This is a genomic window from Corynebacterium singulare, from assembly GCF_000833575.1.
GTDB classification, from domain to species: Bacteria; Actinomycetota; Actinomycetes; order Mycobacteriales; family Mycobacteriaceae; genus Corynebacterium; species Corynebacterium singulare.
In genome coordinates, this window is record NZ_CP010827.1 from 157173 (window position 1) to 177811 (window position 20639).

General features: G+C 60.3%; 12 protein-coding genes. 10 read left to right on the forward strand and 2 right to left on the reverse strand.

The genetic code is table 11. The annotated features are described in order from the left end of the window. Positions 1-35 precede the first annotated feature (35 nt). Positions 36-770, reverse strand: coding sequence for a queuosine precursor transporter (locus CSING_RS00835; protein WP_042528874.1), 735 nt, complete (start codon positions 768-770; stop codon positions 36-38). 435 nt (positions 771-1205) lie between these two features. Between CSING_RS00835 and CSING_RS13955 the strand changes: the two genes are divergently transcribed. The 9 genes from CSING_RS13955 to CSING_RS00880 are packed head-to-tail and all read left to right on the forward strand — an operon-like array spanning position 1206 to position 18224. Further along, positions 1206-1916, forward strand: a complete 711-nt coding sequence (locus CSING_RS13955; protein ID WP_236683996.1) for a hypothetical protein — start codon at positions 1206-1208, stop codon at positions 1914-1916. After that, positions 1916-4915, forward strand: coding sequence for a vWA domain-containing protein (locus CSING_RS00845; protein WP_042528876.1), 3000 nt, complete (start codon positions 1916-1918; stop codon positions 4913-4915). The genes CSING_RS13955 and CSING_RS00845 overlap by 1 nt, the downstream gene beginning before the upstream one ends. A 57-nt stretch (positions 4916-4972) precedes the next feature. Next, positions 4973-8641, forward strand: coding sequence for a tubulin-like doman-containing protein (locus tag CSING_RS00850; protein ID WP_042528878.1), 3669 nt, complete (start codon positions 4973-4975; stop codon positions 8639-8641). Then, on the forward strand, positions 8641-11499 hold the full coding sequence (locus CSING_RS00855; protein ID WP_042528880.1) for a hypothetical protein: 2859 nt from the start codon (positions 8641-8643) through the stop codon (positions 11497-11499). Before CSING_RS00850 ends, CSING_RS00855 begins: the two co-directional genes overlap by 1 nt. 24 nt (positions 11500-11523) lie before the next feature. After that, positions 11524-13860: a hypothetical protein gene (locus CSING_RS00860; protein WP_042528882.1), complete on the forward strand. Its 2337-nt coding sequence runs from the start codon at positions 11524-11526 to the stop codon at positions 13858-13860. 2 nt (positions 13861-13862) lie between these two features. Next, a complete protein-coding gene (locus tag CSING_RS00865; RefSeq protein ID WP_042528884.1) occupies positions 13863-15698 on the forward strand; it encodes a GAP1-N2 domain-containing protein in 1836 nt (611 codons plus the stop codon). A gap of 41 nt (positions 15699-15739) precedes the next feature. Next, the gene (locus tag CSING_RS00870; protein ID WP_042528887.1) at positions 15740-16702 is read left to right on the forward strand and encodes a hypothetical protein; all 963 of its coding nucleotides are present in this window, start codon (positions 15740-15742) and stop codon (positions 16700-16702) included. Further along, on the forward strand, positions 16699-17709 hold the full coding sequence (locus tag CSING_RS00875; protein ID WP_042528889.1) for a TRAFAC clade GTPase domain-containing protein: 1011 nt from the start codon (positions 16699-16701) through the stop codon (positions 17707-17709). The genes CSING_RS00870 and CSING_RS00875 overlap by 4 nt, the downstream gene beginning before the upstream one ends. Further along, complete coding sequence (locus CSING_RS00880; protein ID WP_042528891.1) at positions 17706-18224, forward strand: hypothetical protein; 519 nt, start codon at positions 17706-17708, stop codon at positions 18222-18224. Before CSING_RS00875 ends, CSING_RS00880 begins: the two co-directional genes overlap by 4 nt. On the opposite strand, the gene CSING_RS00885 is transcribed toward CSING_RS00880, so the two are convergent. After that, positions 18221-19597: a hypothetical protein gene (locus CSING_RS00885; RefSeq protein WP_042528893.1), complete on the reverse strand. Its 1377-nt coding sequence runs from the start codon at positions 19595-19597 to the stop codon at positions 18221-18223. The two genes, CSING_RS00880 and CSING_RS00885, sit on opposite strands and share 4 nt — an antisense overlap. A gap of 53 nt (positions 19598-19650) precedes the next feature. Between CSING_RS00885 and gluQRS the strand changes: the two genes are divergently transcribed. Further along, a complete protein-coding gene (gene gluQRS / locus CSING_RS00890; RefSeq protein WP_042528895.1) occupies positions 19651-20583 on the forward strand; it encodes a tRNA glutamyl-Q(34) synthetase GluQRS in 933 nt (310 codons plus the stop codon). Positions 20584-20639: the final 56 nt, after the last annotated feature.

A 20639-nucleotide genomic window follows, 5' to 3' on the forward strand; every position in this document is an offset into this window, starting at 1 on the left:
GCCAAGGGGGGTGAAAGCTCGGGGATAAGTCGCGGCTACTTAGAAGGCGTTGCCGTAGGGGTTGTGATCTCGTCGGTAGGTACGTAGTCTTCGCGGCGCTTGACCCAGGAGATAACCAGGGTGGTCAGCGGAAGCATGATGACCTCGCAGGCGGTCTTCCACAGGAAGCCGACGATGACGTAGTTCAGGAAACCGCTGAAGGAATCGATGCCGATGACGGGTGCTGCGATGGCGCAGAACAGCAGTGTATCGCCGAATTCGCCGACGACGGTGGACGTAACAAGGCGGGCGATGAGTCCCTTCTCACCGCTGCGGGCCTTCATCTTGACCAAGGTGAAGGAGTTAAGCAGCTGACCTACGACGTAGCCGACGAGGGAGGCGAGGAGGATCTGCGGAACGAGGCCGAGCGTGGCGGCGAAGGCCTCCTGGCCTTCGTAGAACTCAGCTGCGGGCAGCCAGATTGCAATATAGAAGGAAACTGCGGCCAAAAGAGCCATGGCAAAACCGATATACACGGCGCGGCGAGTGGACTTGAAGCCATAGCATTCGGAGAGAACGTCGCCCACAATGTAGGCGAGGGGGAAGAGGAAGAAGGCGCCGTCGGTGATGAGTGGGCCGAGCTGGACGCCCTTGGTCGCGTTGATGTTCGAGATGAGGAAGGTAACGACGAACACCGCGACCAGCCACGGGTACAAAGTGGAATGTACCGGGATGAATCGGATGCTCTCGCCACCCTTTGCGGTGGTTGCGGTTGCCGATTGAGTTGTCATGGAACAGCATTTTTCCATGAAAATGGGGGAACTAGAAATGGGGTAAACCAAGCACTACTACTGGGGAGTACTCCCTACGGCTAGCTAGTCGACGAAAACCGCAGATGAGCAGGCGCTTTCAGAGGTAATGGCTGGGGTGTTTATTCAAGAAGATATCTAAAGTGGGCAGAAAAAATGACTGTATTATGGCATCCTTTTGCTTGCAGTGTTGTCGTGTTCCCTGCGCGTTTCCTGTCTGTTGTGTCTGATGAGCGCTCGAAGAAATTCGGGCGCGTTCGATTTTCACGTCATGACTAGGAGAGCGTGTCCGGGATTGCGACTACCTTAAATCTCAAGGCTCTCGGCTCTCCGGCTGATTCCTCGTTTCCTGTGTCTTAAGGCAGGGGAAAGGGGGCATTAGTTGGGGCATAACCCGTTATAGGGAAGGTTATCGCTATGACATTTGGTTCCCCAGGTTCGTCACCTCAGTTTGGCGGGCGCCCGCCGCACGGTGCGCCTTCTCCAAACGCAGGGGCGGGACACAACGCTGGTTCTGGCTTTGGTGCGTCCGGTGGGCCCAGTGGATTCGGTGCGCCTGACCCCGCCCAGGCCCCCGTACCACGTCCCGGCTCCGGAGCGCCCTCGGGCCCCGGTACTGGCTTTGGCTCAGGCTCTGGTTTTGGTTCGGTACCGAACCAGGGCGCCCCAGCCGGCTCGAATCCACATGCAGGCTCGAGCACGGGTAGCTCCTTCGGCGCGCCGGGTTCGTCGGATGGCTTTGGTCAGTCTTCCCCGGCTCCGGATTACCGCCGCCAGGTTGCAACGCCGACCGTTCCCACCAAGGGCCCGTGGCCGCTGCTCATCGCCGGTGGTGTGTCAGCGGTCATTGCCCTGATTGTGCTGGTGCTGGCGCCCCTCGTTGCCTCTCCAACGCAGGGCCTGTATTTCGGTCTCGCGATCGCGGGCTGGTTGCTGGCAGGCATCGTTGCCTTTGTTCTCCTCGGCCTGTACACGCTGAAGAACACGCAGCGTCAGGCCGAGACGTTCTATGTAGAGGACACCACGCAGACGCTGCTCTACCGCATCATCATGGGCGGTAGCTTCCTCCTCGTCATCGCCGCTGCAGTAGAAATCGCCTTCTACGTGGGAAAGGTGGTTGGAGCCTAATGAAGAAGTTCACCCGCGCACTAGCCCTGTCCGCAGCTGCGATGCTGGCCGGCTTCGGAGGAAGCTTGGGAGCTGTGGCTCAGGAAGCGCCGCCAGCCCCTGACGCTCCAGCTCCCGACGCTCCAGCCCCCGAGGCGCCGGCTCCCGAGGGACACCCGGAAGAGCATGGCGACGATCAGGGCGCTCATGCGGACGAGGCTCCAGCCCCGCAGGAGCACCGCGAAGGTATTGGATCTGAGTCCAAGCTCTCTGAGATCTCGCAGAAGAACTTGTCTGACTTCGGTTCCTGTATCGCCAGCGAGAAATCCGCTGACCTGCTCTTTGTTCTGGACCAGTCTGCATCGCTGGTGGGGTACGAAGGTTCTACGCCTACGGACGCCGACTTTTTCCGTGTGGATGCCACGGGGGACATCATCAAGCAGCTGGCGAATCTGGGCGAGGACAATGGCGCCGATATCAACGTGAAGCTCTCCGGCTTCGGTTCTGAGTATTACAGCGATCCAGCTGAGTATGGTAGTTGGACCAACGTCTCCGGTAAGGCTGAGGCACTTGATGGCGAACTGGAGAAGTTCCGCCACAAGGACCGCGTCTCCGATCTGGAGACTAACTACGGCGCTGCTTACTCTGGCGCCTTGAAGGAATTTGCTTCCCATCAGGGCAGTAACTGCCGCGCCATTGTGTTCTTCACCGACGGCAAGTATTACACCGATGCTGAGGCTAATGACCTGCAGGGAGCCCAGGATAAGCTGTGTGAGGTTAACTCCTCGGTGACGGCTTTCCGTAACTCCACTATCCGCCTCTTCAACGTCGGCTTGGTGCCGGCTGCGGAAGCACAGGACCAAATTCGTCAGCTCACCCGCATGGCGGAGGGTGATGACTGTGGTCAAGGGGCCCCGAACGGTGCATTCTTCGATGCAGGCGAGGACCCAGCAGCATTGTTCGCCGCCTTCCGAAACCTCATTCCGACCTCAGGTGGTGTGACCAAGGACGGAAACCTCAAGGACCAGTTTGACTTTGTTCTAGATAACTCCGTCTCCCCGGTGCGTTTGTCGGCGGTGCCGAAGAACTCAGTTGAAGAAGGAAAACTCACCCCGACTCTGACTGGGCCCAACGGAGAGGTGGTTGAGCTTAACGCTGATACGACACACGTTGCTGGAGCGAAGGTCTCCGTGACGGAGAACAACAAGCTTCCTGGCATGGTGGATGTTTCCATGGAAAAGGATGGCGATGACTGGGCCGGCGCATGGACCTTTGGCTACAAGGTGGCCGAGGGCGCTGAGGGCGAGTATCTCGCTTCCGTCGTCATGGTACCTGGACTTAATCTCAACCTCACACGTGAGGACGGTTCAAAGGCTGCCGGCGGCATCAACTCTGACCAGGTCATCAAGGGCCAGTTGGTTGATGGCAAAGGCGAGCCCCGCACCCTCGAAGGCGAGGGAACAGTGCATGCAGAGTTTGTTCCGGAAGACGGTTCACCGGTAACTCTCGTGGACAACGCCCCGATTACGGACGGCCAACCAGTCGACATTCCGCTGGAACACGTAGAGAATGCCGCGTCGGGCCACTTGGTCACCCGCGTGGATATCACTACAAAGGGCACGGAGGATCGCCCAGGCTCCAAGCTTGATCCCATCAATGCGGAGGCCCCTCTCACCATTACCCCGGTTAATATGCCCACTGTTGGCTCGGCACAGACAATTACGATGACGGAGAAAGAAATCACCGTCGATGTCCCAGTGACCGGCCCCGGCAAGGTCTGGGTAGCGGACCAGACAGTGGACTCTGCGAGCGGCATGCTTCCCTCGGGAGTACCCTCCATTGCCGTCTCCTCCCAGAACAACTCCGAGGACTCTGCACTAGAACTGTCCAAGGATGAGAAGGCCACCATTCCGGTGACCCTGAGCGTTGAGAACATTGCAGATGGCCCGCTGCGAGTGGAGCCGGTGATTAATCTCCAGTCGGCAGAGGATAACCAGCAGATGGAGCTGCCGCTCACTCTGCAAGGCTCCATGAGCGCGCCACTGAGTAAATCTGCATTCGGCTTGGCTTTCGTCCTCGCGGTTCTGCTTGCACTGCTGATTCCGCTGGCCATCCTTTACTTCATGAAGTGGTTCTCCGGCCGCATTCCAGCGAAGCCACGCATGTTCGTCAAGACCATTCCGGTGAAGCGTGATGGCGCTAACCTCGTGCGCACTGATAATGGCCGTCCGTTCTCAGTCAGCAAGGACGAGTTCCAGGGCGCGGTGCCGGTGGAGGCATCGGCGCGCGCGGCGCAGCTGGGGCGCAATGAAGCCAAGGTGAAAATGGGGTTGAGTCCCTTCACTGCCGCTCACGTAGAGATTCAACGCGACGGCACTATCTCCGGCAAGGGCAAGAAGTCCGGTTACCGCGCGGTGCTGCCGCTGGCTATCCAGAATGAGTGGTTCTTCGTCGGTAATGAGAAGGACCGAGACTCGGGTGAGATCGTCATGACCGTCGATACGTTGGCTCAGGCTCACCACTATGACGAGCTATCCAAGGAGATCAGCCGTCAGGCGCTGCCGCTCTTTGACCAAGTTGAGTTCCCGGCAGAAAAGCAGCAGACTCCTCCGCCGACTGGGCAGCAGCCGCCTCAGCAGCCGGGTGGCCAGCCCGGGCCTTCCGGCCCGCAAGGCGGTCCTCAGCCTGGTCCACAGGGAGCTCCGTTCCGCGGTGGGCAGCAGAATGCCCCACAGCATGGCGGCTTTGGCTCCTCTCAGCCCTCGGGTCCGTCGCGGGAAAATCACCCGGGGCAGCCCAAGCAGCCTGGTCAGACCGGACAGCCTGGCTTTGGCGCTGGATCGGGATTCGGTGGCGGTTCGGGCTTTGGTCAGCCGCAGCGTCCAAGCCAACCAGACCAGCCAGGGCGGCCCAGCAGCTCGGGCTTTGGCCAGCCAGGGCAGCAGCGTCCGAACAATCCTGGTACCCCTGGTAACAACGGCGGCTTTCCCCCGAACCCCGGGTTTGGCTCTCAGAGCTAAGTCGGTTTAGCACCACACAACAGCACAGAAGCGAAGCCCTTCGAAAGGTAGTTAAAGATGAAGAAGTTCCTCGTCGTCGGTTGCGGTGGCTCCGGCGCCAAAACCCTGGCGTTCATGATGGACCAGCTCAAGGCTGAGCTGCGCAGTATTGACCCAGACATGACAGAGCTGCCCAAAGCATGGCAGTTCGTCAACATTGATGTGCCTCTCGAGGAGGAAGCTGGCCCGCAGAAACTGCCTAATGTGACCCAAAACGGCGGACAGTACGTCGGCATCGGTTCGCGTCAGAACTACAACACCTTTGATGAAGGCGTCTCCAGCATCCTTGGCCGCTCCGGCAAGCTCGGTGAAATTGCTACTTGGGCTACCCGTAACCCGTCCACCAATGATGTCAAGCTTGCGGACGGCGCCGGCCAGTACCGTGCCATCGGCCGCATGCTGACCCTGCCGCACCTCAAGGAGATTCGTCAGTCTCTCAAGGCGGCGGTGGATGAGATGTTCACCCAGGAAGCCATCCAGGAACTCAACCGCCTGAACTACAAGCAGACCAAGCTGGAGTCCGATACCGGTGACTCCGAGCCGGTTGTTCTCGTGGTGTCGTCCATGGCCGGTGGCGCCGGTGCTTCCATGTTCTTGGATGTGTGCCGCGTGCTCACCACTATCCCGAACGTGAATCCGCAGGGCACACTCGTTTTCATGTACACCCCGGAGATTTTCTCCGATAACAAGGCTGATGACATGGCCGGCGCGTGGCCCAACTCCCTGGCCATGTTTGGTGAGGTCGTTGCAGCTCAGATGGGCAACTCTAGCGACCATGACCGTGCCATTTTTGAGGCCTTCGATATGGGCAATCCGCCGGAGGGGCAGACTTTCGGTCGTATTTTCCCGATTGGTTCCAAGATGGGCACCACCAGCGCTCGCTTCGGCGACGGATCCGCTATGTCCATCTACCGGGGCCTTGGCCGTGCACTCGCCGGGCTGATGGCCTCCACCAAGGCTAGCGACAACCTTGTGTCCTACGCGCTGACCAACACCCCAGCAGGTGACGGTGGTCGTCGCTTCTTCGGTTGGGACAGTCCCAGCGGCGGTACTCCATGGGGCCGTCTGCCTTGGGGTTCACTGGGGTATGCCCAGGTGTCCATGGGTCGCGACCGCTTCGCCGAGTATTCATCCCAGCGCCTCGCCCGTAGCGCCTTCGAGCGCCTGTTTAACGGTCACCTCGACCCGCAGAATCCTGAGGCGGGCGAGATGCAGATTGCTAAGAAGCTCGAAGAGCGCCTTCCCAATGCCTTTAGCTCCATCACCCTTGACCCGTCTTGGGCACGGGGTGGTCAGATTGATAGTGGGAGCGTCTGGAACTGGCTCAACAGTGTTTTCGGTGGCCAAGCCCAGCAGGCCGCTGATACCGCCACGAAGTACCTGCAGAACTACATTCCGGTAGGCCAGGGACGCAACGTCAACGAGTGGCGTGAAGAGTTCGAGGGCAACCTGGCTGATCCCCGCAATGAGCAGGCCATCGCGTCCGTGCTCAACAACGCTGCCTATGACATCGTGTATCGCTACGCCAACTTCTTCACCGATAGCGTACTGGCCACCGTCGAAGGCGAGCTCGCTGCCGTCGGCGTGCCCTATGTACGCGAGATGCTCTCCAAGATCACGGATGTGCTTACGAACTCTGACCGCCTCATGCCGATTTTGGCGGAGTACTCCGGCTACTACCACAACACGCGAGTGCTCACGAAGCCGGAAGGCGCAGACCCCATCCTGAGCCCGCTGACCGGTAAGGGCCAGATGACAGATCCGACGCCTACGGTCAACGCGCTCATGGGTCTGTACTACAACCAGTTCTACAGCTACGCGCTGATGGCCATCGCGCACCTGTTGAAGGACGTCCTTCAGGATTACGCCGATGAGAACCTCTTCCATCTCAAGCGTGAACTGGGCGATGCCCACGCCGTGTTGGAGAAGGCAGTGTCCAAGCGTGCGGAAACCAACAAACTCGCCGATGTGCGCACGGATGAGGTCAACGCGTGGCCGACAGAGATTGATGAGGTTGTTGAATCCCGCTTCAAGGGATCTGAGAACGAAATCATGCTCACGGACGTCAACTCCTTCATTTTTGACTACAAGGACCAGATGCTGCGCACTGTCCAGGGCCAGCAGTCCACTGCGGATGTCACCAACTATGAGCAGGCCTATCCCTTCGCAGTACGCGCCGTTATTCGCGGCGAGTGGGAATCGCTCGATGCAGCTCAGGCTCCGCAGGACACACTGGCACCACAGAAGCGCACCAATGACGCCTATTCGAACCGCGCCGGCTGGGTATCCAAGTACCTGTCGCGCCACCCGCAGACTGGTGAATCCCGTGAATCCCAGCGCGCGCACTACCACGCCAAGATTCGCCCGACGGACCTGCTGGAGCGCTCCCGTCAGTGGATCAACCGCCGCGATTATGAGTTCCAGAAGTTTAACTCTGTGGATCTGCGCCGCTACCTCACCCTGACTCCGGACATCAATGAGGTTGAGCATGCAGAGCGCCAGCGCCGCTTCGTCGAGGCCTTCCAGCTGGCTCTGAGCTATGCCCGCCCGCTGGCAGCTGTCAACGATGACATGGTTCAGCGCATTCACGGCAAGTCAGTCCAGTACACCTATTCCTTCTCTGATATCCCGTTTGCCGAGCTTGGTTCGGCAGAGAACGGCATCGCGGCTCGGCTTGAGTCCGTGCTCAACCGCCCAGAGATTGATGGACCGTCGTCGGTAGCTTTGCGCAACTCGCTGAACATGTCGGATCACGTCCAGCACATCGAGATTTTCGGTTCTTACCCGAATTACTCGCCCATCGTCTTCTCTTCCATGTTCAACTACATTGCGAAGGACATTGAGAAGCAGGACAATTTCGATGGTTCCTGGTGGTCCGAGCGCCGTACCCGCCCGCTACCGGCAGCTTTGCCACTGACGAAAACGGAGCGTCAGGCGATGGTGGCCGGCTGGATCATCGGCCGCATTACCGGCCGCGTGTACATTTCCAACCCGGATGCCAGCAACGCCGCGGCCCACATTTTTGATGACACCGATGGCGGCGTGAACAACTGGGTAGACTTCCCGAATCCCATGCTCATTTCGCCGCGTCGCATGATCAAGAAGTCGGACTGGATGTCCTCGGTCCTTGAGTCCATCTTCATTGCCTACGCCAAGGTGCAGGAGAACGGCCCCCACGGTTTCGCATCCTCTCTGTACCCCTATCAGCTGCTACGCGGGTTGTTCGACGACGGCCTCGATTTTGCTCACTCCGGTGCCTCCACCCACCCGGTGGTTCGCCGGCTGGCAACGTTCTTGGCATCGGGCGAGGTGCCGAACCGTGGAACCGTGGGTACCTCCATTCAGGATCGCTACGACACCTTCGTGGCAGAGCTGGATAAGTTCGCCCGCGGCGCGGATCACTTCGTCCCCGGCCACAACAATGCTCTGCCGGGGCAGGGACGCACAGATAAGCCGTTCGCAGAGATTCGTTCCCGTGAGGTGGCATCAATGACGCCGTACTACCGTGACTTGGCGGAGGATGTCATTGTGATGATCCCGGTAATCCGCAACTATTTGGACCAAGCCAAGACTGTGGCGGAGAACCCTGTAGCGCAGCCGACCCCGCAGGTCCGCAGCTCCGAGTCTGGCTTAGGGAACACCACCGCACCGGAATTCAACCTCAACGATCTGGATGACACCTTCTAATGACGAACGTAATTATCTTCGGGCACGGCGCGACCGCGGATGACATCCGCTCGCGGCTCAGCGATCTGCGTGCCGTCGGTCTCCTGCAGGACTTCCTATGGATTGACTACGCGCACCCCACCAGCAGTGCGGTAGTGCGCTCCTTTACGGAGGAGGGCACCGCGCGCTTGTCGACGTTGGACGAGGCCCTCCGCAGCTTCACCGGCGATGTTCTCCTCGCCACCATTGATCCGATGGATGCGGACCAACCACAGGACGTCGATAAGCTCACGGCGTGGGTCAGTGCCGTTGACCAGCGCCTCATTCAGGCTTCGAACCTGCGCGTCCGCCTCTTGCTGTCAGCCCTGCCGGTAGAGAATGTGGATATCATGCCACTGCAGGGATGGAGCAATCTCGTGCTGTCTCCGGAGGAGGGCGGAACCCCGGCATCCTCACGCATCCGCCCGATCAAGCGGACGAAGGATGGCTTCGAGCTCGCGCAGTTCGCAGCTCCTGCCGTGGCCAGCATCTTTGGCCTATGGCGCGGCATGCCAGAACCTGCTGTGCTCGACCCTGACACGCACCGCGTTATCGAAACCGGTGACCGCCAGCGTTTCCGTCTCGTGCGTGCGTTCCACCGGACCATTGATGCCAGCGACATTGAAGACAAGGTTAAAAAGGCTGTCTTTGATCCCACCCAGCGTCTGCCGCAGCCACAGGTCAACAACATCTCGCGGGCTGTACACTACGCCAACCCGGAGCAGCTCACGGATCAGTGTGCACAGATGTTCATTGACCAGGAGATTTCTCCACTGGTGAGCGCGCCTACCGCCTATGAGGAGCTGCAGTCCCACAAGGTGAGTGGCTGGGCAGCACTCAAGGATAACCTTCGCCTGTACTGGTCAACCGTTATTGGTAAGCCACAGGATTGGGTCGAAGGCCAGCGCGGCGCCATAAACAAGAACGCGGCCACCTTCCTGCAGAAGATGCTGTACGGCGAGAATTCCAGCGTCGAGGTCGTCTTGGCGGGGCACTCCGGCAAGGGTAGCGGTGCAACGAGTGTTGACGAGCTGCGCCAAGCCAGCGAGCATGCACTGCGCGTGGCTAAAGAGCAACATTTCTCGCTGGGGCAGGAACCGCAGCTATCGCGCACCTGGGAGGCCTACCACGATTTCGCACTGGGACTGGTTGACGGTTCTTGGCGCGACAGCATTGATGTTCAGGGCCTACGCAATAACCAAGGCAACATGTACATCGTGCAGTACGGCGGGCAGTCGGTACAGGATGTCAGCGCGTCCTTCGAGGGCTTTCACCCGCTCATGACGAGCACATTGGGGTACACGCATGAGTCACAGGCAACGGTGGCTCCTTTTGACCCAGTCGGTGCAGAGCGCTTTGCTGCTGATATCGAATACACCAGCCAGCAGACCCGCAACGAGGCCGTAAGCCGCAAGAAACACGAGTTTGCCTCGTGGCGGGCGAAGAACAGCACTACCTTCGCGTGGAAGGTGGGCCAAGGCCTCTGGGACACGGTGGGCCACGCCCAGCAGAAGTACCGCGAGGCCCATGCGAAGGCCCGTGAGCTCCAAGAACTGGCCAGCAGCTTCCAGGCCCGCGACTTCAACGCGGAGAACAAAGCTCTGACCAGGAAACTGCGCACAATGTGGATTGTGCTCTTCGTTGTCCTTGCCCTCATGACGTACATGGTGGCCGGCCGGTACAACCCGGATCTGCCACTAGGCGAGTACCTGCAATGGTTCGACTGGCCGTGGTACGTGGTGGGCCTCATTCTGGCGATTGTGCTCTTCCTTGTGTGTTCGTGGGCGGTGTTCACAAAAGCTCAGCGAGAGATCTTTGATTACGTGCAGCGCCGAAAACTGCTGAACCGTAATCAGGAGATTGCAGCCCAGAACCTGGCCACCGCCTCGGCAGAGATTTCACGCATTTCCAATGCCTATAACCAGTTCCTGAGCTGGTCGGCGCTATTGGGCCGCGCAATTTACGCGCCGTTTGGCCGCAAGGAAACTTCGAGCGATCATCTGCGTACACCGCAGTCTGGCCTCCCAGAGAACGCGCGCATTGCGCAGGCCGTGCTCAGCCGCGATGATGCGGTGCGCATGACCGATGAGATTCGCTCCTACATTTATCAGTCGGAGTGGGCGCACAAGTCCCTCAAGTCCTTGCTGGATGACATGAACGACACCTTTGAGCGCAACCGCACGGGCCACTCGGCTGTGGCGCTTAATGAGATGTGGGGCATGGCGGGCTTGGGCTCAAGCACCCCGCTGGATAATCTTTCACGCAGCCTGGATCACCCGTACATGAAAGATCGTGATGCGAAGCAGCAGGAGTGGCAGAAGGTCATCACGGATCCGCGTATGACGCGCAGCCTTCAGCAGTACCTGGGCCACGTGACCTTCCGCGAGGAAGGTGGCAGCCGTAGTCAGAGCACGAGCGAGTTCCTTGCCGGTATGAACCAGGACAAAGGTGCCTTGCAAGCCTTCAGCCCTAACGCGCTGACCAGTGCAGGTGGCGCCGAAGGGTTCACGGAGATTGATGGTGACCGCACCCGCATCGTTGAGGTAGATAGCCAGACGGCCCTGACCAGCCAGCTGTCACGCTCGGTCACGGTGGTGCAATACGGCAAGATCACCGATTTCAAGTACCTCATCCCTGATTCGGCATCCGGCGCGTACACCTTTGACAACCCGTCGGCTCTGTCCCTCGATGAGCTTGATGACACTAGCCACATGGGTTTCGCCACACCATCCCAGTCCGATGCACAGGAGAACTCCCCATGGCAGCAGGGCTCGAACGCCAACCCAGTCTTTAGGCAGCCGGGTGCGCCGGACCTGTCGGACCTCGATGAAACCTTCTAAAGACCGCTGATCTAAGGAACGTTGATGACACACACCCCGAAACCTTCGATTAAGGATGTACCGCTCAGCGAGCTCACCACGCTGCATGAGCTCAAGCGCGTGAGCGCTGAGGACGTCCGCGCGGCCGTTTCAGCACCGTTTCGGCAGTTTGCTGAGCAGATCGCTGCTGCCTTCAATGGTGAAGAGGTAGAACACCCAGAGCTCAGCGCGGAGTCCCTCAACGCTGCTGCCGCGCAGGAGCGTGCTGCTCAGCAGGCAGCTGAGGAACGTGCGGCGGCGGAGCGTTCAGCGGCACGTGATAAACAGCAGCACGTCACGGCATCGCAAGCACAGCCGCATAGTCAGCCTGAGCCGCGCCCCGCGCCCGAAGCCCCCGCTGCAGCGGCTCCGCGTGACTTCTTCGCTGAGTGGGAGCAGCTGCAGGCTGAGGAGGAACAAAAGACTCAAGTCAACGAAGAGGATTACATCACCATTCCGGGCTTCGGAATCCGCGCGGAATACCAGTACCGCCAGGATCCGAACTGGGTAGCCCCCGGTATTGATGTCGAGGTGGAGGTCCCTGAGAACACCGACACCGGGGAAGAATCTAGCGAAGACTTTAGCTATGGCGTCGAACCGGAGCCGGAGGAAGACACTGACCAGCGCCACCCCGTGCGCCTGTGGTGGCCGGAGCTTGAGCATGAGCCGAATGAGGTCGTGTTTTACCGTGTTGTGGCGGACGATTCTGAGATGGTCGCGTCCCCAGATGCCGGCGACACGCTGGTCTACACCAAGGGAACGGCCTACCGTGACCACAACCCGGGGGAAGCTGGCCTGCGCCACTACGCGGTGTGGGCTTATAAGGGGACGGACCTGCGGGAACTAGTCCACAGTCAGCCGGTTTTCATGGGTGATACTGCCGTAGTTTTCCCACCGGTCAACGTTCAGGTCTCGACCATCAAGGGCGCTGTTCAGGTTTCCTGGGACCTGCTGCCGGGGCACACCAGCGCCATGGTCTATGCCTGCCGCGATACCGAGAAGGAGCCCCTTTCACCGCGCTTCGAGCAGGATGTGGACAGCTCTGGGCGCAAGGCCACCATCCCCGTGCAGGAGGCAGGTCAGACCATTGTCATCTCTTTGCTGGGCCAAGCAGAGTTCCATGGCGCTACCGAGCAAAGCCAGGATGAGGTCGCGGTGCAGCGCTCCGTGAAGCTAGCCAGTGAGTTGGAAAAGCTGGAGCTTTCGCGCTGCGAGCGCCGCAGCGAGTACGGGCAGGATTCGATCGAGGTGGACTGGTACTCGCCCAAGACTGGTGAAGTGAAGATTTACCTTACGCCCACCGCACCGCAGGCAGACCTGCGTACCTCGGCAGTACCAAAGACGTACGTCGAAAGTGCGCTGTCGAGTGCGATCAGTGAGACCCGTGGCGTGTCCGAGGCCGGTTCCTTCCAAACCACCACGGTGCCATGGCCACCAGACTGGTACGAGGTGTACATCACCCCAGTGAACTTTAACGATGCCGATGCTTGGGTTGGTGAATCCAAGGTATTGCAGCGCGTGCAGTCCATTGGGGACGACCAGTTCCGCCTTATTGAACGTGTGGACAGCCAGCTCATCACCTTTGACTGGCCAAAGGGAGCGACGGCGGTTGAATACTCCACCAACCGCGAACATGACCAGATCCGCGAAGAGGACTATGACCTGCAAGGCGGCATCCGCATGCGCCTGGATCAGCATGGCGATACGGTACGTCTTAAGCCCTATGCAGTGTTTGCGGGTAAGCGTACCGAGGGCGATGAGCGCGTCATTCAGTATGAGGGCCTACGTCCGGTGACCTATGACTTTGAATTTGATGAGTCCAACAGCCAGGTGCAGGTGTACCTGTGGAGCCTGGGCAACGGTGACAAGCGTCAGTTCTCCTGTCAGGTGGTGTACCGCGCCGATCGCCTCCCTCTCTTCCCCGAAGACGGTGAGGCGCTCGGCATCGTCGAGACCAACCTGCAGAACACCACTCACGTAGCGCAGGGCTTGGGCCCCGTACGCGGCCAGTACCCCGACTTCACGGTTTCCTTGGGGCAGTACTCACAGCGAGGAGGATTCATTCGCCTCTTCGCGGTCGAGGGCTTCGATGCTCACGTTGATTCTTCCTTTGGCAGCTTCGGTGGTGAGGACGCTTTCAGCGGATTCGCTGAGAGTTACAGCGAGGCATCACCGACGCTCAGCGCATCGGATAAGGCAGTGGTGGTGGAAAAAGATGTGTCGTACAAGCTGATGTTCTATGCCGCCAGCCAGAACAACAATCAGCAGTACACAAACCAGCAGCCTCCGTACAACTACGACCAGAACTATGGTCAGGACCAGTACTTCCAAGGAGGCCACTAATCATGGGCGGCGCATTTAGCTACGCGTCCTTCTCCCGAGCCAACGGCCGCGCTGGTGGTTGGGGAGTGGGCCAGAAGGTCGGCGACCTTACCCAGGAAGAGCTGGCTGAACTCGTTTCCTTCGTGCCCACCACGCTCAACAACGGCACTTCAATTCCGGATTTTCCCTCGGCCCGGCAGCGTGCCGAGCTTGTGCGGCGTACCGCGGTTTTTGCGCTCACTCCGGAAGCAGACAAGTGGGTGACCATGGTGTCGGTTCCGGCTGGCCTCGATGCCACGGGACGCGGGGGTAACGTGTTTACCTACACCAGCATTACCCGGACGGGTACCCCGCCGGTGCCTTCGACGGTTTTGTATTCCCCGGATATTCCTGCCCCTTTTTCTATCTATGAGGTGGACAAGGTACAGATTCCAGAGAGCATTTCGGCGCGTGGTCCGCTGCATTCGGATGTGTTGCTGGATGAATTCCTCGAGGGGGAGTTCCGTCAGCCGGAGAAGCTTCCCGCGCCATTTAAATCCGTGACCCCGAATCCGAATCCCACGTTTAACCACGCGCTTGTGTCCGCGATGGCGACCGTGCTCAATTCCCGCAATGGACTTGTCATTCTCGTTGCGCCGGATAATCAAGCGGCATTATGGATTGCTGCCACTGCACGCGAAGTGGGAGAGGACGGCTTTGGATTCTCCACCTTCGAAAGAGCTGCGGCCATCAATGAGTTTCCTTTGAGCACCTCCACGATGATCGTTGTGCCGCCGAGTGAGAAGCAGCGCCTTGCGGATACCGCCATACCCGGGAACCCAGTGGTGTTCGCTGTGGATGAGGCCCTCCCAGACGTCAGCGCTTTTGAACGCCCTACTCAGGAGAGCGAACTGAGTGATCCTTCCCAGTACACGTCGGAATCGTCGTCTCTGCATGAAGAGTCAGAAGCCAGCTCGCTGTCCACTTGCGGTGCCGGTACGGCGGATTGGGCCGCGGGGAACACTGCTGGTGAAGGCACTGATACGCAATCAAATTGTGGTGACCCGTGGGCTGCGGACGGCGCAGCGGAGTTTGGTTCCCCCGCTTCTGACGCCTCGCCCTTCGCCGCCGTTGATGGTACTTCTTCACCTTTCCCGCCCAACCCCTTGGATGCGCCGAATCCCCTGGGTAGTCAGCACTCGTCGGAGGGACTTGAATCCCCTGTGCAGCGCGACACCGCACTGGCAGCGACTGAGGATGACGGGCTGCCGTTGAATGCTGCATCGGGCAATCCCTTTGCGGTGGGAGGGGTGCCGCCAAGCACTGCGTCTTCTGACACCTCGGCCCAACCACCGGTCGCGCCTTCCACACCGGCAGCCGCGCACGGTGAGCAGACGGCATCCGAAAGGAAGCTTCCCAGCACAAATGCGGTCGTTCCCGCCTTGAGCGCAGAGGAGCACCAGAAGCTTGTTGCCTTTGATGCGCGCTGGTGGATCGAATACCTCGATGTCCACCGCGGGCGTTCTATCCAGTTGGCCTACCTGGACAAGACCGCGTTGGGGGATGGGTTGGACAAGCTGCTCATGTCAGCGGTTATCGCCTCGTGGGTTTTCTACTTCCCCCGAGACTTTGAGCTGCTTGCGGCCGATGCCTTGCGGCCGTGGGAAAACCGGGATCTTGAGCACATTGCGAACCTCACCGCGGACCATTTCGTGGGCACGTTCCGCCTTGAGCAGTGCGATCGGCATGTCACCGGCCGTGTCGCAATGGTGCTCGATGAAGTCCAGAGAATGCTCGCTGAGCGCGCAGAACGGGCCCAGCAATACCAGGCAGGCTGGCAGAATCAGGGCTCTGGCCGGGGTAGAGGCTATGGATTTTAGGCAACACACGATAGGCAAGATAAAAGAAGGTAAGAAGCGTCATGGCTAAATACACACTGCGGGACGGCGAGTCCCGCCGCATCGGCTCAGACGGCATCCTGCGCGTCGAGGCCTTCGAGATGGGCGCCGGAGGTGCCTCAATGGAGCTGGCCATCGTGGGCGAGGGCGTCGATGCCGTGCGCGTGCACGACCTCTCCCTCATGGTTCATTCCCTTCCCGAACGCGCCACCATTGTGGTGCAGCCCAAGCGTGGCGGCACCTTTGGTCAGCGCAGCGAGGTACGCCTTACGGTGAGCAACGCGGGCGATTCGGTGACTTTCCCGCGTGTGCTTATCGACGCCGCCGAGGACTCCCCCGAGCGCCTCGCCGAAGTCACCCCGGAGTCTGGAAGCTACCGCCTTGATGCCTTCGGTACGAGCGAAGGGGCTGGCATTACAGATTCTGCCCGCGAGGTGCGTTCCAAGATGCGCCGCGCGGAACTGGACGTGTCCGGGCTGGATGACGTCACCGTTATCGTTGATGGTTCCGCCTCCATGCAGGTCAACGTTAATGCGAAGATCATTGACGCTGCGGCCAAGTACATTGATGCGCTGTCGGATGCGTTTAAGCGTTTCCGCGCCACCGATGGCCAGGACAGCATCCAGACGCACAAGGTGGATGAGCTGAGCCGCTTCATCAGCGGGGTTATTAGCAACGGCGCCGAGCGCGTAGGCCAGCGTCCGTGGCGCGGCCCGAGTATTGCGTCCTCAACCTCGCTGGCCATCTACGTCACTGATTCCCCGGTGGCGTCCATGCTCACCACGGGTGTGCCTACAGTCGTGCTCATTACGAGCGCTATAGGCCGCCAGGAACTCGAGCTCGCCCGCATCAACGGAACGCCGCGCCAGGTGGCTTTTGCGGTCATCGATGAGGACGTGGCGAAGCAGCTGGAAACCGGAGCAAACACCGAGCTTTCTGAGCTCACCGACCGCGTTACCGCCATGCTGAAGGAGAGGAATTCATGACCCAGGCACGTTGCCCGTGGACGTTCAAACCGCTCGAGGCGGGCGTGACCGTCAGCCCGTACACCAACCGTGAACTGCCCGAAGGCTGGACCGATGCGGTCACTCACTGCGTTGCCATGGCCGGTGCGCGAAACTCCGGTAAGTCGCTCTACACCGCGGTGATGATTAAGCAGCTCAAGCAGCTGGCGCACAAGCACGATAAGTCTGTGCAGCCGGCGGATGCCTCGACGCGTGAGCGCTACGAGGAGGTCTATGAGAAGCCGCTCTTTGAAGAGATGCGCGCTATGGACCCCACGCCGAGCGCCGTGGCGACGGATGCCTACCAGCGCGATCCGCTCATTTTTGAGCTCGGTGTCTGGCCGGATCAGCAGGGCACCCCGCGTATGAACTACCTCGTCTTCCGCGATGTCGCAGGCGAGGACCTTGAGAACCCACCGGAGAATGAGGCAGACCGCGAGAATCTTGCTTTCTTTTCCCACGCAGACCTGGTGATTTTCCTCTTTGATCCCCTGCGTGTGAAGCAGATTCAGGATTTCATCCACGGACTAATCCCCAACATCGGTGAATTGGGAGCGGATTCCCTGCGCGTGCTGGACAACCTCCTTGATCTGCTCGAGTCAGATACCCCTCCGCCGCTGGCAGTGACCATTTCCAAGTTCGATACCGTGCAAAAGCTTGAGCAGGTGGATGACGTGCGTTGGAAGAAGCTCATGTCCAACCGCGGTGCGGCATTCCGCCGCGATACCGGCTGGAATTTCAACGATGCCGATCGGTATATGGTTCACCAAGAAGCCGAGTCGCTGCTTCGCTTCCTCGGTGCGAACGACCTCATCAACAAGCTGTACTCGGCAGGCACAGATGAGGGAAGCTTCTTCGTCGTGTCCGCGTTGGGTGAGGCGCCGACGGGCCGCCAGCTGGCGCGCAGCGGTATTGCCCCGTACCGTGTGCTGGACCCGATTCGGTGGTTGCTGAGCCGTCGTGGCGTGTTTGTGCAGGACGTGTCATGACTTTCGGCACGCCACAACCTGCTGCCCCGCAGCCGCAGCATCCATCGCAGCCACAGCATCCATCGCAGACACAGCCTGCCCGGGATTATCGCTATGGGCAGGTCAGCGACTCTGCCCGGGAAACCCGCCGGGCGGCTGATATGAAGGCCCAGTGGGCGCCCTGGCCGCTGAAAATTGCAGCAATCATCGAGCTGTTCATCAGCAGCTATGCGGTGTTCACCATCTGCCGGCTCGTCGCTTTTGAGAACAGTCCCGCGGCGGTCACCCGCATGGATCAGCTATCCACCGAGTTCGGTGTGCTGTTGGGCCTGCTGGTGCTGCTCGTATGTGTGCTGACCGCCTACGTGGTGCATGCCCAGCAGGCAGCGCGCATTGCTCTTACCGTCATCAGCGCAGTTCTGGTGCTGCTCATCCCGGTGGATTCGGTTATGCCCGTGTCCATTGCCTCAGCGGTGGTCATCGTGCTGCTGTGGCTTCCGACGAACCGGCAGTGGTTCGGCGGGGTGAAGAACTAGGCCTTCTTGCGTAGCTCGTCGAGCGCGCGGGAATTGCCGGCAGCGTCGAACAAGTTATAAGCAAGGTGGTACATGCTCCGCGCACGGTCGGCCACGTTTCCGGCGGCGTAGCGGTCACCGAGGAGCTCAGCCACCTCCGCGAGAGCACTCTGTTCCGAAGGCGTGGTGGCCTCGGCGGCCGTGTGCTTCTCCAAGAAATCGAGCAAGACCTGCGTGGACTTAAACATGTCCTGAGCTTGGGTGCGTAGGCTCTCGGAGTAGAGCACCGTCCACTTGGCGGACACCGGAAGATTCTGCAACTTGGTGGAATCCACGTAGCGCGAAGCCAAAATGTCGTAGGCCTCCCTGGGATCGCGGTGGCGGACATCGAGAACCACAGTCTTCAGGATGGACTGCAATTCACCTTCGAGGTCCCCGTAGCGGCCGTATTCGCGGGCGGCCGCTTCGAAGCATGCCACGCGTTGCGCTGTGTTATCCCCCGAATTGGCGGCAGCATCGCTGTAGAAGCGCGCCAACATGGAGGAGGGAAGCTGCTTGTAGTCCGCCTCGCTGCGAGCATTGGACAAGATAGCAAAGGATTGCGTGGCCACGCGGGAGCAGTCCGCAGTCGAATCGGAGGCCCACAGGGCACCGACGGCGGACTCGAGGATGACCGAGAGGGCATCACCAAGCGATGTGCCCGAGCCATTAAACGCCCCAGACGCCACCGCGTCATTGATGGCCACAAAGTCGGCGGCGTGGGCTTTGGCGTCGCCGCTTTTGGCGGCATCGAGAACCGCGCGGAGCTCGGCGAGCGAAGGCTGGGCGGACGAGGAACCGGAGTGCGCCTTCTCGGCGGGTGCGGAGGGAGCTGCCGCTTGGGGCGTTGAGGTACGCGCGGATGCGGAGTCAGCGGGGGAGGAAGACGCAGATTCAGAAAAGTCCTTGTGGCTGGTTGCGGTCTGTGCAGCGGCCAGTTCTTCGAGCACGGAGCGGTCCCCCGCAGCGGCGGCCCTGGCGGCAAACTTCTCCGCTTCCTCCGGGAAACCGTTGTCCAACCAGGCGCGTGCAACGCGGGCATAGCCGGTAGCCACGAGGTCCGGCTGACCGGTCAGCGCACCAAGGGCGGCAATGGTGAAGGAATCATTGGCGTTCTCAATGGTGCCTGCAGCTTGGCGCAGGATTTCGCGGGCCTCAAGGTACTGGGCGGCTGGGCGGGCGTCCTCAGCACTGCCCAGGAAGGAATCCTCTGGGAGGACGCGGCTAATCTGCTTCTCAATGTTGGCGGATTCCACCGTGGGCAGCGTCAGCCCCGGGCTCTGGGAGCGTGCATAGGCCAGCATGCGTTCAGCGTCGGCGGAATCAAGCAGGGGATAGGTCACGTCAGAAGCCATGGGGGCGATTCTAGTAGAGGACGTCACCACGTGCGGCCCTTAGACTGGGGGCCATGGATTCTCTCACTCCTGCCGGGCGCTATGCGCCGAGCCCGTCTGGTGATCTTCACCTGGGAAACCTCCGAACAGCACTCTTGGCCTGGCTGTATGCCCGCAGCAGCGGCCGCCGCTTTCTGGTGCGCGTCGAGGACATCGACACGCAGCGCTCGTCAGAGGAGTCGGCACAGCGCCAGCTGGAGGACTTAGCAACCTTGGGGCTGGACTGGGATGGCGAGGTCATCTACCAGCACGATCGCTACGCCGCCTATGAGGAGGCCCTGGCTCAGCTGCCCACCTTCGAGTGCTACTGCTCGCGCAAGGACATTCAGGAGGCCTCCCGCGCGCCGCACGCCATCCCGGGGCAGTACCCAGGGACGTGCCGGGCGCTTTCCGACGACCAACGCGCCGCCAAACGCGCCGAACTCGCCGCCCAGAACCGCGTTCCCGCCATCCGCTTGCGTGCCGATACCACCACCTACACCATCCACGATGCCCTTGCGGGTGAGTACACCGGCGAGGTTGATGACTTCATCCTGCGCCGCGGCGGCCAGCGCCCATCCGACCCTGCACAGGGCATGGACTGGGCCTATAACTTGGCCGTGGTGGTCGATGATGCTTTCCAAGGCGTGGACCAGATTGTGCGCGGCGACGATCTGTTCTCCTCTGCCCCACGCCAGGCTTACCTCGCGCACAAGCTGGGCTATGCGGTGCCGGAGTTTGTTCACGTGCCGCTCGTTCTTAACGCCGACGGTGTGCGCCTATCCAAACGCGATGGGGCGGTGACCCTGCGCCAGCTGCTCGAGGAGCCGGGACGGGGGAGGGGGGACGTCGTCAAGCTCCTGGCTCGCTCATTGGGCTATGAGGCAACGTCAGCGGCTGAACTCCTGGAGAGATTCCGGCCCGAGTCTCTCATCCGTAAGGCCTTCGTATGGGATGGAACTGTGTAGCTCCCTTTTCTCCTGCACAGCGGTACTCTAAGAACATAACACCTTCAACGGGGAGT